At 69.2% G+C, this 17,523-nt stretch carries 17 protein-coding genes; 8 read left to right on the top strand and 9 right to left on the bottom strand.

Going from position 1 to position 17,523, the window contains the following annotated elements; all coding sequences use genetic code 11:
- Positions 1-35: 35 nt before the first annotated feature.
- On the bottom strand, positions 36-1,163 hold the full coding sequence (locus tag AC0Z9V_RS11085) for a hypothetical protein (protein ID WP_485141513.1): 1,128 nt from the start codon (positions 1,161-1,163) through the stop codon (positions 36-38).
- Between the two features lie 109 nt (positions 1,164-1,272).
- The gene (locus AC0Z9V_RS11080; protein ID WP_485141512.1) at positions 1,273-2,313 is read right to left on the bottom strand and encodes a LacI family DNA-binding transcriptional regulator; all 1,041 of its coding nucleotides are present in this window, start codon (positions 2,311-2,313) and stop codon (positions 1,273-1,275) included.
- A 205-nt stretch (positions 2,314-2,518) separates the two neighbouring features.
- On the opposite strand from AC0Z9V_RS11080, the gene AC0Z9V_RS11075 reads away from it, so the two are divergent.
- The 5 genes from AC0Z9V_RS11075 to AC0Z9V_RS11055 are packed head-to-tail and all read left to right on the top strand — an operon-like array spanning position 2,519 to position 8,010.
- Positions 2,519-3,784: a M20 family metallo-hydrolase gene (locus AC0Z9V_RS11075; protein ID WP_485141511.1), complete on the top strand. Its 1,266-nt coding sequence runs from the start codon at positions 2,519-2,521 to the stop codon at positions 3,782-3,784.
- A 42-nt stretch (positions 3,785-3,826) separates the two neighbouring features.
- Positions 3,827-4,582, top strand: a complete 756-nt coding sequence (locus AC0Z9V_RS11070; protein WP_485141510.1) for a DUF5058 family protein — start codon at positions 3,827-3,829, stop codon at positions 4,580-4,582.
- Positions 4,583-4,609: 27 nt separating this feature from the next.
- A complete protein-coding gene (locus AC0Z9V_RS11065) occupies positions 4,610-5,338 on the top strand; it encodes a hypothetical protein (protein WP_485141509.1) in 729 nt (242 codons plus the stop codon).
- Between the two features lie 30 nt (positions 5,339-5,368).
- On the top strand, positions 5,369-6,604 hold the full coding sequence (locus AC0Z9V_RS11060; protein WP_485141508.1) for an amidohydrolase: 1,236 nt from the start codon (positions 5,369-5,371) through the stop codon (positions 6,602-6,604).
- Positions 6,601-8,010 (top strand): amidase, encoded by a 1,410-nt coding sequence (locus tag AC0Z9V_RS11055; RefSeq protein WP_485141507.1) that lies wholly within the window; start codon positions 6,601-6,603, stop codon positions 8,008-8,010. Before AC0Z9V_RS11060 ends, AC0Z9V_RS11055 begins: the two co-directional genes overlap by 4 nt.
- Positions 8,011-8,030: 20 nt before the next feature.
- On the opposite strand, the gene AC0Z9V_RS11050 is transcribed toward AC0Z9V_RS11055, so the two are convergent.
- Both AC0Z9V_RS11050 and AC0Z9V_RS11045 read right to left on the bottom strand, forming a co-directional pair.
- Positions 8,031-9,236 carry a hypothetical protein gene (locus tag AC0Z9V_RS11050; RefSeq protein ID WP_485141506.1) on the bottom strand — a complete coding sequence of 402 codons (1,206 nt, stop codon included), beginning with the start codon at positions 9,234-9,236 and terminating at the stop codon, positions 8,031-8,033.
- Between the two features lie 53 nt (positions 9,237-9,289).
- On the bottom strand, positions 9,290-10,117 hold the full coding sequence (locus tag AC0Z9V_RS11045; RefSeq protein ID WP_133082629.1) for a nuclease-related domain-containing protein: 828 nt from the start codon (positions 10,115-10,117) through the stop codon (positions 9,290-9,292).
- A 266-nt stretch (positions 10,118-10,383) separates the two neighbouring features.
- On the opposite strand from AC0Z9V_RS11045, the gene AC0Z9V_RS11040 reads away from it, so the two are divergent.
- Positions 10,384-11,397 carry an exonuclease domain-containing protein gene (locus AC0Z9V_RS11040; protein ID WP_485141505.1) on the top strand — a complete coding sequence of 338 codons (1,014 nt, stop codon included), beginning with the start codon at positions 10,384-10,386 and terminating at the stop codon, positions 11,395-11,397.
- A gap of 74 nt (positions 11,398-11,471) precedes the next feature.
- On the opposite strand, the gene AC0Z9V_RS11035 is transcribed toward AC0Z9V_RS11040, so the two are convergent.
- The 4 genes from AC0Z9V_RS11035 to AC0Z9V_RS11020 form a co-directional block, all read right to left on the bottom strand.
- On the bottom strand, positions 11,472-12,332 hold the full coding sequence (locus AC0Z9V_RS11035; RefSeq protein ID WP_485141504.1) for an ABC transporter permease: 861 nt from the start codon (positions 12,330-12,332) through the stop codon (positions 11,472-11,474).
- Positions 12,322-13,269 carry an ABC transporter ATP-binding protein gene (locus AC0Z9V_RS11030; RefSeq protein ID WP_485141503.1) on the bottom strand — a complete coding sequence of 316 codons (948 nt, stop codon included), beginning with the start codon at positions 13,267-13,269 and terminating at the stop codon, positions 12,322-12,324. Before AC0Z9V_RS11030 ends, AC0Z9V_RS11035 begins: the two co-directional genes overlap by 11 nt.
- Positions 13,270-13,316: 47 nt before the next feature.
- On the bottom strand, positions 13,317-14,510 hold the full coding sequence (locus AC0Z9V_RS11025; RefSeq protein WP_485141502.1) for a LolA family protein: 1,194 nt from the start codon (positions 14,508-14,510) through the stop codon (positions 13,317-13,319).
- Positions 14,511-14,718: 208 nt separating this feature from the next.
- Positions 14,719-14,979, bottom strand: a complete 261-nt coding sequence (locus AC0Z9V_RS11020; protein WP_133082632.1) for a GlsB/YeaQ/YmgE family stress response membrane protein — start codon at positions 14,977-14,979, stop codon at positions 14,719-14,721.
- Positions 14,980-15,171: 192 nt separating this feature from the next.
- Here AC0Z9V_RS11020 and AC0Z9V_RS11015 point away from each other — a divergent pair, with 192 nt between their 5' ends.
- Together AC0Z9V_RS11015 and AC0Z9V_RS11010 are read left to right on the top strand one after the other, a co-directional pair.
- On the top strand, positions 15,172-15,669 hold the full coding sequence (locus AC0Z9V_RS11015) for a PGPGW domain-containing protein (protein ID WP_485141501.1): 498 nt from the start codon (positions 15,172-15,174) through the stop codon (positions 15,667-15,669).
- A 65-nt stretch (positions 15,670-15,734) separates the two neighbouring features.
- Positions 15,735-16,142, top strand: coding sequence for a four-helix bundle copper-binding protein (locus tag AC0Z9V_RS11010; RefSeq protein ID WP_485141500.1), 408 nt, complete (start codon positions 15,735-15,737; stop codon positions 16,140-16,142).
- Between the two features lie 179 nt (positions 16,143-16,321).
- Here AC0Z9V_RS11010 and AC0Z9V_RS11005 read toward each other — a convergent pair whose 3' ends face one another.
- Positions 16,322-17,485, bottom strand: coding sequence for a ScyD/ScyE family protein (locus tag AC0Z9V_RS11005; protein WP_485141499.1), 1,164 nt, complete (start codon positions 17,483-17,485; stop codon positions 16,322-16,324).
- Between the last annotated feature and the right edge of the window lie 38 nt (positions 17,486-17,523).

Raw genomic sequence — 17,523 nt, 5'->3', positions numbered from 1 at the left:
AGGGTGATCGTGGACCGGTGCCCGGCCGGCCCGGCCTACCGGGCCACGGGTTCGAAGGGTGACGAAGCAGCCCCGGTCCACCGGTACAGGTCCAGCACGGCGGTCTGCTTCGTGACGCCGTCGTCGACGACCCGGCCCTGGGTGGCGATGTAGAAGTAGCCGTTGCCAAGGGACTCGAGTCCGACGTCGGCGGTGAAGTTCCAGCCCCGGATTCCGGTGGGCTCGTGGGAGAGGCCCTGCTGGAGGAGGGGGAGGAGCAGGCCTTCCTCGCGCGTCGGCTGGCCCTCGATCATGCCTCGTTCAGGTCGTGACGAGCCGTCGATAGCGTAGAGCGAGTAGTTGGGGAACTGCTCCTTCACGCCCTTGTAGACGCCGAGGAGCCAGGTGTGGGTGAAGGCGTCGTAGTTCAGGTTCTGCACGCCGTAGGTGGTGTTGCCGGTGTGGACGAAGTACTTGCCGTCGGTGGTCGCCGGGCCGGAGGTGTGGGGGGCGGCCTGGGTGAGCGGCTGCTCGTACTTCTTCCACCGTGTGACGTCGTACTGCAGGAGCACCTGGTGGTCGTTGTCCGTGCGTTCGGTGTTCGAGTACACGCCGTAGGCGACCGTGAGCAGCTGCCTGCCGTTCTTGCGGCCGAATGCCGGGCCGAAGGAGACACCGTCGATCCCGCTGCTGCCGTAGCGGTGGTCCGGGGTGTCGGCGATGTCGCCGTCGAAGACGCCGTTGCCGTCCAGATCCGCGGTGAAGTCCTGCACCACCTCGTCGAGGTAGACGGCCGTGACGATGCCGTCCGTCTCGGCGTCCATGTCCATCCCGGTGATGCGGTCGACGTCGAAGATGGCGATGTAGAAGGACTCGGCCGCCTTGTACTCCAGCGATCCGTAGACGCGGCCGTCCTTCTCGTTGAAGTCGAGGTCCCCGAGGTGGCCGGTGAATCCCGTGACGGTGCCGAGGACGGTGCCGTCGAGGTCGGTCTTCACCAGCATCGAGGTGAAGGAGTAGTAGACGACCTCGTTCTCGGTGTCGACGGCGATCCCCTGGACGTGCCCGGCGGGCCAGGCGCCGCCGTCGACCGTGGCGGGGAAGTCCTCGACGGCTGGCTTCGCGGCGCCGGTGACCAGGACGGCGGACAGCAGGACGGAGATGGCGCGGACGATTGCTTTCACGGATGGCTCCTCGTCGGGCAGCAGTGGTGTCGGTTCCACGCTGCCGAGGGGGAGTCACGGGCGGGTTGCCTCCGCTGGGCAGGGAGGTGAACAGGCCGCCAAGGCTCGCCTAGGAACGCAACTGCGGCGTGGTGGCCCGGACGATCAGCTCCGGCTGCAACAGGACGCTCGAAGCGGTCTCCCCCTTGAACCCCCGCAGCAGTGCGTCGACGCTGAGGGTGCCCATCCGCTGCAGGTCGGAGCGGATGGAGGTCAGCGGGACCGGGAGCGTCGCTGCGAGGTCGAGATCGTTGTAGCCGACCAGCGCGACGTCGTCGCCGACCCGTTTCCCGGCGTCGCGGATGGCTCCCATCGCGCCGAGGGCGAGGAGGTCGTGCACGGCGAAGATGGCCGTGGGGGGCTCCGGCAACTGCATGAGCTGCCGACCCGCCTCCAGCCCCGAGGGCGTGCTGAACGCCGACTCGACGACGTAGGCGTCCGGCAGCGGATAGCCGGCGGACTCGAAGGCCCTGCGAAATCCGAGGGTCCGCTCGCGGCCCGTGCTCGCCAACTGGTCCCCGGCGATGACTCCCACCCGACGGTGACCGAGAGCCAGGAGGTGCTCGGCCGCGAGGTGCCCACCGCGGTGGTCGTCCGTGGTGACGGACAGGTGGCCCTCGAGTTTCCGCATGACGAGGACGTAGGGGACGCCCCGGCGCCGCAACTCATGCGCTGCCGTGTCACCGATGTGTGAATCGCCGATGATGACGCCGTCGATCCTCCGCGAGAGCATCGCGTCGAGACGGGTCCGTCGGTGATCCGGATCGTCGAGGGTGTTGGCGACGACCGTCCCGTAGCCGGCAGCGCTGGCCGCGGCGTCGATGCTCTCGTAGATGGACGCGAGCACGAGATCGGTGAGGCGGGGGACGAGGACGCCGATCAGGCGGGACGATCCGGTCCTGAGTCCCGCCGCGCCGACGTCGCGCCGGTACCCGAGCACGGCAGCCAGCTCCCGAACGCGCCGGACCGTATCCGCACCCACCCCGGCCGGATCGTCGCTCAGCGCACGTGATGCCGTGGACACATGCACCTGCGCATGCCGTGCCACGGTCGCGAGCGTCACGGGGCGCGATCGACCGGACGTCGGGCCGGTGATGGGTTCGTCCTTCATTGCCTCGAGTCTAGGGGCCCCGGGCTCCCCGGACAGCAGGTGCAGGGGGCACGCAAAGGTTTGCGCGAGTGGTACCCCGTCCCGCAGCTTTCACAGTGCGGAAACATTGACGAAACCACCCGCCCGTAGTGTGATGTACACCATACTTCCGCGATCGTCCCTCCCCGATGCGGAACGCAATCGTTTGCGCGAATGACAGGATCCCATGCTCCAGTCCACCTCACTCGAGACCCTCGAACGACTCGGCACCGGCGTCACCGCACTGTCCGGTTTCACCGACGGCGACCGTCCCGGCTGGACCCGGGAGGTGTTCAGCGAGCCCTACCGGGCCTCCCGGACCTGGACCGCGGACCGCATGCGCCAGGTCGGGCTGGAGGTGCATGTCGATGCCGCCGGCAACATCGTGGGCCGTCTCGCAGGCCGCGAACCGTCCGCCCCGGCGCTGGTCACGGGATCGCACACGGACACCGTCGACGGCGGTGGACGGTTCGACGGCATCGTCGGTGTCCTCGGGTCCATCGAGGCCGCACGGCTCCTGCAGGAATCCGGGACGCAGCTCCAGCGGGACCTGCTGGTCGTCGATTTCCTCGGGGAGGAATCCAACGTCTTCGGCCTCAGCTGCCTGGGCAGCCGGTGCGCAGCCCAGGAGATGACGCCGGAGGACCTCGAACGGCGGGACTACCGCGGCGTGAGCCTCGGCCGGGCGTACACCGACTTCGGTCTCGATCCGTCGACGCTCTCCGACGTGCCCTGGGCGAAGCGACCGCTGCACGCCTTCGTCGAACTGCACATCGAACAGGGCCCCACCCTCGAGAAGCGTGGGTTGCCGCTGGGCGTCGTCACCGCGATCACCGGGATCGAGCGCTTCATCGCCACCTTCGCGGGCTCCGCGGACCACGCCGGGACCACCTCCATGGAGGACCGCCGGGACGCGATGATCGCCGCCGCCGAGGCCGTCCTCGCGGTGCGCGCCGAAGGCTGCGGGGCGCCCACCCATGGCGTCGCGACCTCGACGCGCGTGGAATCGGAATCCCGGTCACCGAACGTGGTGCCGTCCCTCGTCCGCATGTACAGCGAGGTCCGCAGCGTCGACTCGTCCTGGCTGTCCGGCGTCAAGGGACGCCTCACCGCCGAGATCGCCGCGAAGGCGACCGACCTCGGCGTCGACGTCGGCTTCGAGTGGTCGACCGACAACGCCGTGGTCCAGGCGGACCGGGGCGTGCAGGACGTGGCCGGCGCAGCCGCCGACGCCCTCGGACTGCCGTGGATGCCGATTCCCAGCGGTGCGACGCACGACGCCGTGCACATGGCCTCCCTCGCACCCATGGGCATGATCTTCATTCCCTCCAAGAACGGCAAGAGCCATTGCCCGGAGGAGTGGAGCAGTACGGAGGACATCGCCACCGGCGTGAGCGCGCTCGTCGCGACCCTCCGCCGGCTCGACGGCACCGACACCCGACCGACCGACTGACCGGCTCTTCGACCCCCACCCGCCCTGCCGACCGGAGTTTCCATGAAAACTGCACTGACTCCCGAGGGACTGTCCACGGACATCCTTGCGATCGCCAACCTGCCCGTCCTCTGGATCCTCGCCCTCGGGGTATTCGCGGCCATCATCGTCCAGTCGCTGATCTACATGAGGGCCGCGAAGAAGGCCGGACCCGCGGCCGACATCTCCGCTGACGAACTGCGGACATCCTTCCGGGCCGGTGCCATCGCCGCGATCGGGCCGTCGCTGGCCGTGGTACTAGTCAGCATCGCCCTCCTCACGCTGTTCGGCACACCGGCCGTGCTGGTGCGGATCGGCCTCGTCGGCTCGGCCGCCACCGAATCGGCCTCCGCGAGCCTCGCCGCCGGCACCATGGGCGCCACCCTCGGCGGGCCGGACTACACGCAGGCGGTGTTCGTGGTGGCATTCATGGCCATGAGTCTCTCCGGTGCCGGCTGGATGCTGGCGACCCTCGTGCTGACGCCTATCCTGCGCAGGGGTGACACGAAGCTGCGGCGGGTCAATCCCGCCCTGATGGCCATCGTGCCGGCGGCCGCCCTCATCGGGGCCTTCGCAAGCCTCGGTATCGCCGAACTCGGCAAGACACCGGTCCACATCCTGTCGGTCATCGTCTCGGCCATCACCATGGCCGTGTGCATCGTCCTCGCGAACAGGACTTCCGCGACCTGGCTGAGGGAGTGGGGGCTCGGCATCTCGATCATCGTCGGGCTGTTCGCCGCGTACATCGCCCACACCTCCGGCATGGCCCCCGCCGCCTAGGCAGTACCTCACCCGAAAGGAACCACCATGTCTGCTGCAGATACTGCCGTCACCTCCTCCGGATCGCTCGCCGAATTCGACCGCACCACCTCCCTCTGGGGCCAGTTCACCATGGGCACCGCCCTCCTCCTCTCCCTCGCCGCGCCCCTGTACCTCGTCTTCTTCACGGACCTGGGCATCACTGCCGGGATGATCTGGACGGCCTATCTCGCCGTCGCCGCAGCGTTCTTCGTGCTCTGGTTCGTGGAGCCCATCACCTACTACCCGGTGCTCGGGCCGGCCGCGATGTACCAGGCCTTCATGATCGGCAACATCGCCAACAAGCTCCTGCCCTCGGCCCTGGTGGCACAGGCGGCCGTCGGAGCGAAAGCCGGCACCAAGCGGGGCGAGTTCGCGGCACTCATGGCCATCTGCGGCGCGGCGATGGTCCACGTCGTCTCGATGCTGCTGTTCGTCGGGATCCTCGGGACCTGGCTGGTCAGCATCATCCCCACCGACATCGTCGACGTCGCGCGGCTCTACATCTTCCCGGCGATCATCGGCGGCGTCCTCGTCCAGCTGATCGTCACCATGAAGCAGCCCCGCGTGACCGTGATCGCCGTCGTCGTCGCCGTGGTGGTGCTCTTCGTCCTGGTGCCGGCGGTCCCGGTACTCGCCAAGCCGGCCACCGGCGTCGTCGTCCTGATCACCGCCGTGCTGGCCTGGTTCCTCCGCTCGCGCAAGGCGACCCCAACCCCCACCACCCTCGTCAACTAGGCTCCAGACAGACCCGCCCGAAAGGACACCATGACCATCGACACCGCCGTCTTCGACCTCTCCGACGCCGACACCACCGCGATGCACGAGCTGTACCAGCACCTCCACGCCCACCCCGAGCTCTCCATGCAGGAGACGCACACGGCGGCGTTCATCCTCGAGAAACTGAACCACCTCGGGCTGGAGACCTTCATGTGCGGGGGCACCGGCGTCGTCGGGATCCTGCGCAACGGCGACGGCCCGGTGGTCGGCTACCGCGCGGACACGGACGGCCTGCCCATCGCCGAGGACACCGGCCTCGCCTACGCCAGCACGACGGCGGGCAACCTCGCCGACGGCACCGATGTCCCCGTGATGCACGGCTGCGGCCACGACACCCACATGACCGTGGGCCTCACCGCCGCCCAGCTGCTGGCAGAGAGCCGCGAGGCATGGTCCGGCACCGTGGTCTTCATCTTCCAGCCCGGCGAGGAGACCGGCGAGGGCGCGGAGGCGATGGTCGAGGACGGCCTGTGGGACAAGGCACCGAAGCCGTCGATCATCTACGGGCAGCATGTGTGGCCGGGACTCGCCGGCACCGTGAACATCAGCAAGGGCACCGCCATGGCGATGGCCGACTCCTGGAAGGTGACCGTACACGGCAAGCAGGCGCACGGCTCGCAGCCCGAGCAGTCGATCGACCCGATCGTCCTCGGCGCCCACATGGTGGTGCGCCTCCAGACGATCGTCTCGCGCGAGGTGCACCCCATGAAGTCCGCGGTCGTCACGATCGGCACCTTCCACGGCGGGCTGAAGGAGAACATCATCCCGGCGTCGGCGGAGTTCACACTCAACGTGCGGACGTTCGACGTCGACGTGCGCGAGCGCGTCCTCGGCTCGCTGCGGCGGATCATCAGCGCGGAGGCCGCGGCGTCGGGAGCACCGGAGCCGGTGATCGAGCAGATCACCAACTTCCCCCAGTGCTACAACGACCCTGCCTCGACGGAGGATCTGATGGCCGTCCTCGGCGAGGTGCTCGGGGAGGACGCCGTCATCGAGGCCCCGCCGGTGATGGGCAGCGAGGACTTCGGACTCCTGGCCGAGGCCATCGGTGTACCGAGCGTCTACTGGTTCTTCGGCGGACACCCGCAGGAACTGCTCGACGGCGACGACCCCGTTCCCGGCAACCACTCGCCGTACTTCGCGCCGGCGATCGAGCCCACGCTCTCCACCGGAGTCCGGGCCGCCATGACGGCCCTGCTGTCGAAGGTCGGGACCACCGCGTGACCGCTGCACTCTCCGACCTGTCCGCCGTCGAGCTGACGGGGGCCATCCGCCGTCGGGAGGTGTCCGCACGCGAGGCGCTCGAGGCGCACTTCGACCGGATCGACGCCGTCAACGGCCCGATCAACGCCGTCATCACCGAGGACCGCGAGGGCGCCGCAGCGCGCGCGGACGCTGCCGATGACCTGACGGCGTCGAGCGCCGACCTCCCGCCGCTGCACGGTCTGCCGATGACACACAAGGACACGCACAACACCAGGGGACTGCGCACGACGCAGGGGTCACCGATCTTCCGGGACTTCGTGCCGACGTTCGACGACGTGATCATCGGCCACCTGAAGAGCGCCGGTGTGGTGACGACGGGCAAGACGAACGTGCCGGAGTTCGCCGCCGGCTCGCACACCTTCAACGAGGTCTTCGGGACGACGGTCAATCCGTACGACACCACGCGCAGTGCCGGCGGCAGCAGCGGGGGAGTGGCGGCATCGATCGCGGCACGCATCCAGCCGCTCGGCGACGGCAGCGACATGGGCGGCTCGTTGCGGATCCCCGCGTCGTTCTGCAACGTGGTCGGGTACCGCCCGTCGATCGGCGTCGTCCCGGCCGTGCCGACGCGCAACGCCTGGGCATGGCTCGGCCGCAACGGGCTGATGGCTCGTGATGTCGAGGACATCGCGCTGGGAATGACGGCGATCGCCGGCGCCGACCCGGCGGTTCCGTACGCCTACCCCGTGTCGGGCTCGTTCGCCGCCCCGCTGCAGCGGGACCTGACCGGGCTACGCATCGGCTGGTCACCCGATTTCGGGGTGGGCGTGCCGGTGGATCGCGAGGTACTGCGGGTCCTCGAGGGACAGCTGCAGGTCTTCGCCGACCTCGGCGCGATCGTCGAGGAGGCCGCGCCGGACCTGCGCGACGCCGACCAGGTGTTCGGTACGACGCGCGCCTTCGACTTCGTGCTCGGCCTCGGTGAGCTCGTGCAGAAGCACGGCGATGCGATCAAACCCGAGATCCGCTGGAATGTGGAGCAGGGGTTGCAGCTGACGGCGCAGGACATGGTCGATGCCGCCCTCGCCCGGACCCGGCTCGACACGAGCGTGCGGCGCTACTTCGGGAAGTACGACGTCTTCGCCAGTCCGACGGCGCAGGTGCTTCCGTTCGACGCAACCGAGCGGTATCCGACGTCGGTCAACGGCGTGGAGTTCGAGACGTACCTGGACTGGATGCGTTCGGCCTGCCTGATCTCGGCGACCGGGCTGCCCGCGGTGTCGGTGCCTGCCGGCTTCAGCGAGGACGGCCTGCCGGTCGGGCTGCAGCTCGCGATGCCGCACGGCAGCGACGTCGAACTGCTGCAGGTCGCGTATGCGTTCGAGCAGGCGACGGGGTGGGCGAAGCGGGCGCCGGAGCTGTAGGGCACCCGCAGGGCGCTCGTTTATGTCTGTGCCGGTTTTCCCAGTCGGACGATGGACGGAGCAGTCGGGTCCTTCACTGCAGCTATGCCGGCCGCAGTTGCCTGGGTCAGGCACCACTTCTCGAGGCTGCCCAGCCGTAGGTCTGCCAGTTTCCTGCCACCGTCGAGGAGCAACCCCACATAGCCGCCGAACTGACCGACGTGCACCCCGCTCTTGCGCAGGTGGCCGTCCTGAAGCGCCGCGAGGAAGGCCGCCCGCACGTGTTCGGGACCGGCTGACGGCGGGACGTGCTTCAGGACGTGACGCTGCAGGTGTCCATTGACCGACGGAGTCTTTTTGGCCGGCTCGGCGACAGGTGGTGCTGCTTTCTGCTTGAGGGGCGCACTAGCCATCGCTACTGCCGGTGACTCGGGTGCAGCGATCGGGGCTGCTGCCGGCACCTTGAAAGGAACCACCGACGTTGCTGTCGACGGACTGGCCAGAAGTTCCGGCGCCTGCGTGCCTGATGGCGCAACAAGCCCCTCGTCGACCAGCGCTGCGAGTTCGAGATGGAGCGCGGCCAGTTCGCGGTAGATGGCCGCGATCCTCACCTGAGGACTCGGTGGTACGGGAGCGGGCGGAGCGATCCTCCTACGCACCGCCTGGCTGATCGAGCACCGGAAGAGCTCGGCCAGCGCCTCGGCGAGAGCGACCTGCGCACTGCCACCGGCAGCGATCAGGGGAACAGTGACGGCCCTGCGCTCGACCATGAGGGCGACGTCGTCGAGCGACCCGTGCACCACGCCGTACCGCAACCGCTCCCGCCGCGTGGCCTCATTCACCTGAGGGGAGTACACGGTCGGATACAGGTTGATGGAGTGCTGGTCGGCCGACGGGAAATGCTCCCTGCAGATATTCAGCCGAAGAGCGCGACGGACGGCGTCGAGTTGCTTGCCCACCTGCTCGAGGGGATTCGGCACCACGGACTGATTTCCCAGCGTCCACGCTTCGCCGGCATCCTTCACGCGGACCACCGCGGCAGGGAACCGCTTCCACTCGCTGAGGATGAAGGTCCCGTTGGTCGAGTTGTAGAAGAGCCAGTCCACCTCGGCGACCGGCAGACCCGGTGCGTCGACGCGGCAGTTGCTGAAGGCCCAGACGTGATCGCCCAGGAGCTGGTGCAGGCGGGTCACGTCCGCGGGATCCGCCGTATGGGCTGCGCTGTTCTTCGAGGGGAAGTGGAGCATGGATTCTTCCGGTACAGGGAGTAGGTGGCGCTGCGAGGCGAGGGAGCGGCAGCTCAGAAGGGTGGCAGGACGCCCGCCGCCGAGGCGACGAATGCCGCGGGCACGGCAAGGAGCCAGCCGATCCGTCGTCGTCGTGCCTGGTCCACCAGCCGGTCCAGCGCTTCGAAGGGCCCGACGACGTCGGCCGGGTCGCGCAGCGCAGGTGCTGTGCGCCGCCAGGTCGAGGGCTGTGCTGCGGCAGCCGAGAGGAGGGCGACCTGCTGCCCGGTGTGGACCACCGGCCGTCGGGTGAGCCACCGCAGGAGCTGGTTCTCGGAAACCACCGACACAGACCGGTGCTTCTCCTTCACGGTGACCTGCCGAGCCCCGACGACCACGATCGCGGCCGATACCGACACGGAGTTCAGGACGGCGGCGGACAGCAGCTTCCCTGCCCGTGCCGCCTCATGCTCCGAGTTCCGGATGTAGGGGTAGCGCGTCCCGGCGACCAGGAAGGTGCCCTTCGCGGTCCAGACATCCTGGCCGGGATGGCGTTTCGTGTTGATCGTGAAGATGCCCGTCGGCCCAATGACCACGTGGTCGATGTCCGAGGACTTCTCACCGACCGGGACGGCGTGCAGGACCGTCCACTCGGGTCCCAGGGATGCGAGGGTGCGACCCACGGAGCGTTCGCCGAGTGCTCCCCAGTACCAGGGCCGGCTGTCGGGAGCCAGCGGACGGACGCCGAACACCCGGGCCAGCAGTCCGCGCGTGTCCTTCGTGCCGTGGACGTCGAGCAGCTGCTCCATGACCGACTGACCGGGGACACGCCGCTTGAGCAGGCCGAGCGTCGCCGGTTCGACGTAGGCGACGTCGTCGTCGAGTGGGACAGCCGCGCTCATGGTCCGCTTCCCGACGCCATGCGATTCCCCCCGAGCCTGAGACCCGGGCGAGCTGAGCCTCGCCCGGGTAGGACGAATCTACCGGGCGAAGTGCAGTGATGAGGCCGGTCAGGGCGCCGATTGCCGGCAGGATTGCCACAGCATTTCCGCACCGGCACGGGAACCGCGACGGAGAGCTCGAGGCGCGCCGCCGATCGGTGGGCGGGCAGGCTCCCGTTAGGCTGGAGAGGGTCGCGGAACGAGCGGCGACAGCTTCAGGGGGAACAGTGCAGGGTCTCGACTTCACCGCGATCGACTTCGAGACCGCGAACAGCAAGCGGGGCTCGGTCTGCGCCGTCGGCCTGGCGAAGGTGAGCAACGGCGTCGTCGTCGACAGGGCGGCGTGGCTGATCAAGCCCCCGCGCTCCGTCGGCGAGTTCGCGCCACGCAATATCCAGGTGCACGGCATCCGCCCTGCTGACGTCCGCACTGCTCCGGGGTGGCCCGAGAGCCTGCAACGCATTCTGGACTTCGCCGGCGACGACCGATTCGTCGCGCACAACGCGTCCTTCGACCGTTCCGTCCTGCGCGGTGCGTGCGTGGAGTCAGGACTCACAGTTCCCGACACCACCTTCCACTGCTCCGTCGACCTCGCCCGTCGCCTCCTCGATCTCGAGCAGCACAAGCTCCCGCACGTCGCGAAGGCCCTCGGCCTGGGGGCTTTCCAGCACCATGATGCCGGGAGCGACGCCGAGATCTGCGCGGCCGCCGTCGTAGCGATCGCGCGACGACACGCACTCCACTCGCTCGACCTGCTCTGGCCACCGGCCCAGCAGGCATCGGTCCGCTCCTACCGCTCCGCGGCCAGCACTGCCCCTGCCGGACTGCCGCGAGCGAACCATCAGGCCGACCCGTCGAACCCCCTCTTCGGTCAGGAGGTGGCGTTCACCGGGGACCTCGCCACCCTGACGCGGCAGGACGCGATGAACCTGATCGCGGACCGCGGCGCGACGCCTGCCGCCAACGTGACCAAGAGGACCACGATGCTCGTCGTCGGACAGCAGGATGCCGGCCGACGCAGGGCATTCCTGACACCGGGTACCGCCAAGGAGAGGAAGGCGCTCCAGCACATCGGCGCGGGTCAGGCCATCCGCGCCGTCAGCGAGTGCGAGCTGCGCGAGTGGGTCGGGTTGGACCGGCCCGACGCCTCACGGGACGAGACACCTGCAGACGTGCGGGGAGTGCTCGAGTCCGCGGTCACCGGCCTGCTCGCCTGGGTCGGACGACGGCGGGTGAACTAGGAACGGCGTCCCGCCGAGGAGGACGTGGTGAAGGCCGCCGGCACGCCCTCGGAGGCCTTTGTCGGTGCTGGCCCTCAGCTCAGGATGTCCTTCGTGCTGAACCGCCCGTAGGCCAGCGTCCCGAAGACCGCGATGTAGCCGAACTGCAGCAGGGCGTTGTCCGCGAAGGAGTTCCAGACGATCGGCTGCCGCAGCAGGTCCGCGAACCCCAGCCAGTAGTTGGTGAACAGCCAGGGGTGCAGCCACTCGAGCTGCGGAAGGGCGCCGAGGATCTGCGCGACGGCGGCCAGCGCGGCCGTCGCCGCCATCGCGCCGACCGGGATGGTGGTCAGCGTCGAGATGAACAGCCCGATCGCACTGAGCCCCATCAGGGACAGCGTCACGTAGAGCGCGAGCAGCAGCAACCGCACGAAATAGCCGGGGATGCCCACGGTGTCGCCGGACAGCAGCGTCACCGGCCCTACCGGGAACAGCAGCGCCCCGATGATGGCGCCCGTGATGACGACGGTGAGGGTCGCCACGAGACAGAACAGCGCCGCCCCCGCATACTTCACGAGCAGGAGGCGGATGCGCCCGGCGGGCGCCACAAGCAGGTAACGCAGCGTCCCCAGGTTCGCCTCGCCCGCGATGGTGTCACCGGCGACGACGCCGATGGTCAGCGGCAGGAACAGCGGGATGGCCACGGTGAGTGCGGTCAGCGAGACGAACAGGCCGTTCTGCGTGATGCTGTCGAGGAACGCGGGTCCGCGTCCGCTCCCGGAGCCGTCGGACGAGACCCGGACGACGACGGCGATGAGGATCGGGATCAGCGCCAGAGCACCGATCATCGCCCAGGTGCGGAGCCTGCGGAACAGCACCGAGATCTCCGAGAGCACGAACGTGAGCCCGAGGGAGCCTCCGGCACGGGGGCGGGCTACTGCGGATTCAGCCGGCAACGTCGAACCCCTCTCCGGTGAGTGCGACGAAGCGGTCTTCGAGCGAGGCGCCGCTGGCCTCGAAGCCGCGCACACGCACGTCGGCCCGCACCAGGGCGGCGTTGACGGTCTCGGGCTGGAGGCCGGGCACGGACAGTTCGGCCGTGATGACGTCGTCCCGCCCGTGGAGCTCGGGGGTGAGCCCCAGTCCTGTGAGGACGTGATGGGCGTCGGCGTAGTCGGGCGTGGTGACCCGCACGCGGGAGGTGCCCTCGGATCGGAGGTCGTCGAGCGAGCCCTGCGCCACGAGGCGGCCGGCACTCATCACGGCGATCCCGGTGCACATCTGCTCCACCTCGGCGAGGAGGTGGCTGGAGACGAAGATGGTGGTGCCGTCGTCGGACAGGGACCGGATGAGGCCGCGGACCTCGCGGGTACCCTGCGGGTCGAGGCCGTTGGTGGGCTCGTCGAGGATCAGCAGGTCCCGCGGTGCGAGCAGCGCGTTGGCGATGCCGAGGCGCTGCTTCATGCCGAGCGAGTAGGCGTGCGCACGCTTCTTTGCCGCGTGGCTGAGGCCCACGCGGTCGAGGGCGGCGTCCACGCGCCTGTTGCGTGTCGCGGGATCGGTGTGTCGGTCCGCGGCGTCGAACCGCTGGAGGTTCGCCCGTCCCGAGAGGAACGGATAGATGGCGGGACCCTCGACAAGGGCTCCGACACGCGGCAGGACGGCGCGCGCGTCCTTCGGCATCTCGCCGTCGAGCAGGCGGATCCTCCCGCTGGACGCGGCGGCCAGCCCGAGGAGCACCCGGATGGTGGTGGTCTTCCCCGACCCGTTGGGGCCGAGGAAGCCGAAGACCGATCCCCGCGGGACGGCGAGGTCGACGCCGTTGACGGCCTTCTGCTTGCCGAAGACCTTGATCAGGCCGTGCGTCTCGATCGCGAACTCGCCGGTGCTCACCGGCAGACCCGCACCATCGGTACGGGTCTGCGGTGGTACGTCATGGATCACCGCTGGGAGGCGGCGACGAGCTGGTCGGCGCTGACGGCGCCTGCGAGGATCCGGCCGTCGTCCGTGATGAGCACCGAGACGAGCGACGTCTGCAGGGCATGCCCACCGTCGACGTCGGTGAGGGCCTGCTCCAGCATCGCCTGGGCTCCCGCGACCTCCTCCGGGTCCATGCCGGGTTTGATGTCCATGATGTCGCCCATGCCGGCCGCTTCGCCGGTGCCGAGGTCCAGCCCGAGCGTCGACGCGGTGCCGGCGGGCAGCTCCACGATGGTGCTCCAGCCCTCGCCGATCACGACGGGCTCCTCGGAGGGGGCAGGCTCGTCCTTCGCGTCGACGCGCGCCTTCGCCTCGTCGGCGGTCGGGGCCTCGGTGACGGTGGCGTCGGCCGGGGGAACGAAGTCGAAGGTGTCGGCGTCAGGAGTGCTGAAGTCCACGTCGCTGAAGCCGGCCGAGAAGGCTGCTTCCTCCTGGCCTTTCGCCTGTACGGTGACGCTGAGGGGGACACCGGTCTCGGAGTCGACCGCGACGGCGATCGAGCCGATCAGCGTGGCCTCGTCCTCGGGTGTCAGCAGGAGCTCGTAGGCGCCGCGGCCCGCGACACGGCTGGTGCCGTCGACGGTCACCTCGGTGCTCGGGTCGATCGTCGCGAGGAACACCTGGGCGAGCTCGGCCGGAGTGCGGGGGACGTCCTGCAGCTCGGGGTACTCGGCGGCCTTCTCCTGGAGCGTCGCCTCCAGCTGTGCCTTCGCGGCGTCCCTGTCGGGCAGTACGGCATGCGTCGCTTCCTTGGCCGCGGAGTCGTAGAACCAGACCTCGTCCTGGTTCACGACGACGTCGCGCTGGGCCAGCTGGTCGAGCACCTGGACGCGTGCCCGGTCCGGTCCGTCGACGTAGACCTGCGCGGTGTGCTCGCCGGTGAGCAGCTCGAGCGCGGTGGAGGTGGGGTCCGAGCTGGACGTGCCACCCGGGGGAGTGGCGAGTCCGATGTCGGGGAGGCCGAGGTTGGAGGACTGCTCGACGGTGCCGGAATAGGCGTCGTCCGAACTGGTGGCCACGAATTCGAGCAGTTCCTGCGCGGTTTTGGCGGGGAGCTGCGGTTGGGCCTCGGCGACGGCGGAACCGCTCACGGCAGCAGTGACGATGACGACCGGGACGATGCCGGCGGGGAGCCAGCGCCAGTTCTTGTTCATGATTGAGCCTTCCGAACGAATCTCTGCCCCATCTGGCGTCAACGCTACACCTGCACGCTGGGAGGAGGATGGGCGCGTGTACTGGGAGAACGAGCGGGACGGCGCAGGCGTGCCGCCGTCGGGCGCACGGTGCACGGAAGGCGCTGACGACAAGGCCCGGACATGCGGAAGGGGCGGCCGAAGCCGCCCCTTCCGATGCCGGGAAGTCCTAGCGCCTCACGTGACGGCGACCCGCGACGCTCTCCGCGACGCCGATCAGCAGCACTGCCGCGATGACCGAGACGATGAACCCGAGGATGTTCAGTTCCCACATGTTGCCGGTGCCGAGCAGGCTCGCGATGGCGCCGCCGATGACGGAACCGACGAGGCCGAGCAGCAGTGTGGCGAGCAGGCCGAGGTTCTGCTTGCCCGGCTTGATGAGGCGCGCAAGGGCGCCGATGATGAGGCCGGCGAGGATGAATCCGATCATGTCAATCTCCTTCTCTGTGCCCGCGATGTGCGGGAAGTCCCTGGTCCTGCTGGTGGTGACGCCGCGTCGGCTGCGCCTGGTCCCGCGATTTCGGCCCGAAGGCAAGGGCCCGGTCCTGATGCGGCCGGGTGTTGCCACCAGCGTCGATCGGTTCAACGATAGTGGAATGCGAAGCCTACTGAGGAATTATTGATGGCTCGGCCTCCTCGACAACGCCGTCCGCACGGTGCAGTGTTCGCGGGCCGCACGCGGCCCCACGGTGCCAGCCGCATCATCGGGCTGGTGGTCGGCTGGCTGCTGGTGCTGGTCGGCCTCGCCGCCCTCGTGCTGCCCGGCCCGGGGCTGCTGGCCCTCGTTGCCGGCCTCGCCGTCCTCGCACAGCAGTACGAGTGGGCGCGGCGCTGGCTGCGGCCCGTCAAGCGGAAGGCCTTCGCGGCAGCAGCCCAGGGAGTGAAGAGCACCCGCAACATCGTGCTCAGTTTCACGGGCGCACTCATCCTCATCCTGCTCGGCGTCCTGTGGGGGGTGCACCCTCCCGTGCCGGGGTGGTGGCCGCTCGACGACCGTTGGTGGCTGCCCGGCGGATGGAGTGTGGGATCGGGGCTCGTGGTCTCCGGGCTGCTGGCCGCCGCCTTCATCGTCTACAGCATCCGCCGCTTCCGTCCCAGCTCTGATCCGTCCCGGCACTGATCCGTCCCAGTACTGATCCGTCCCAGCACGTCCCTTTCGCGCAGTACCGACCCGAGGAGCACACCATGTCCGACGCCCGCGCCATGCTCGACACCTACCCACTGGACCGGGACGGCTTCGACAGCGACCTGCTCGCAGAGTGCATCGATGCCTGCTTCGACTGCGCACAGACCTGTACGGCCTGCGCTGACGCCTGCCTCGCCGAGGACATGGTGGCCGACCTGCGGAAGTGCATCCGGACCGATCTCGACTGCGCGGACATCTGCAGCACGACCGGGCGGATCCTCTCCCGGCACACGGGGTACGACGCGAACCTGACGCGGGCCGTGCTCGAGGCCTGCCGCACGGCGTGCAGAGCGTGCGGTGACGAGTGCTCGCAGCATGCCTCGATGCACGAGCACTGCCGCGTCTGCGCGGAGGCGTGCCGCCGGTGTGAGCGCGCCTGCGAAGCCCTGCTGGCGTCGATGGATTAGCGGCCCCGGCTGCCCGCCGTCGCGTACCGCACCACCTCGTCGACCATCTGGACGGCCAGGACGGCAGGCGGTCGGCGGGCATGGCTGCGCCCGGCTGGACCGCAGGTACGACCGGCCCGGCATGTCCACACACGACGACGCCGTGCCCCGGCCGGGGACACGGCGTCGTCGTGATCGGGCTACTGCCGGCTGTAGTCCAGGCGCGTGCGCAGCAGGACGCCGGCCGGAGGAGCCGGCTCGGGACCGCTCGGCAGGGCATTGGTGGTGGCGTACAGGTACTTGCCGTCGATCTCGACGTCGGCCGGCAGCACCGCCTCCAGGAGGGGAACAGCCTCGGTGGTCCCCGCAGCAATGACCGAGATCCTGCCCGCGAAGAGTTCGGCGACGAAGATGTTGCCCCGTCGGTCCAGGGCCAGCCCGGTGGGCGACGTGAGGCCGGACGCGATGACCTCCACGGCCCCCGTCGCCGGGTCGAGCCGGCGCACCGATCCGAGCGTGGGATCCTCCGGCACTCCCGGGAGCGACGTCAGGTACAGGAGGCCGTCCGTACCGAGTTCGAGGTCGGTGGGAACAGGCTCACTGTTGAACGTGGCGCCGAGCACGCACTCGGGCAGGACGATTCCCTGTTCCGCCAGGGAGGTGAACAGTTGCTCGGTGATGACCGTCACCACAGGCTCGAGGACCGTTGCGCTCACCGTATTGCGGCGCGTGTCCACGGTGAAGACCGCGTTCGCCCCGGCATCGGCCACATGTACGTAGCGTCCGGAGTTCGACACCGCCGTCGCATACGGGTGCGAGTACGTCTCTCCTCCATGCGGCAGCGCGAGAGGGGCGAGCTCCGGCGCGATCAGGCCCGCGCATTCCGGGGTGAGGTCCTGGAAACCGTAGGAACTGGCGCCGTCGTAGTTGTTGGCGGTCTCCAGCGCGGCGAGGTCGGCGAGGATGCGGACCGTGCCTTTCTCGAGGACGCTGACGTTCGCGACGAACGGGTCCGGAGAACCCGGTCCGCCGGCGCTCTCGGTGAAGTACACCTCACCGTGGTTCGTGGAGACGCCGCCGACCTCGATGCCGGGCCTGTCGACGAGCGTGGCAAGGGCTCCGTTGCGGTCCACGCTGGTGAGCTGTCCGCCGAAGTTCTGCGACACGTAGGCGGTGTTGCCGCGACCGATCGCGACCCGGAGGGGGCCGAGGAGGCCAGTGGCGAGTTCCGTCTGCTCACCTGCGGTGACTGCCCAGCTGCGCTGCGAGGGAACGGAGGTGGGCGCTGCGAGTGCCGCGCCGGCGGTGGAGGTGAGTGCGACCGCGAGTGCGGCCGCGACAAGAGGCGTGCTTGTACCCTTCATGGTGGTTGTCCTTGGGGTGCGAGAGATCGTCGAGACGC

The sequence above is a fragment of the Arthrobacter sp. UYP4 genome, from assembly GCF_057291175.1.
The sequence above is the reverse complement of the archived record's forward strand: the minus strand, read 5'-3'. Positions and strand labels throughout refer to the sequence as shown.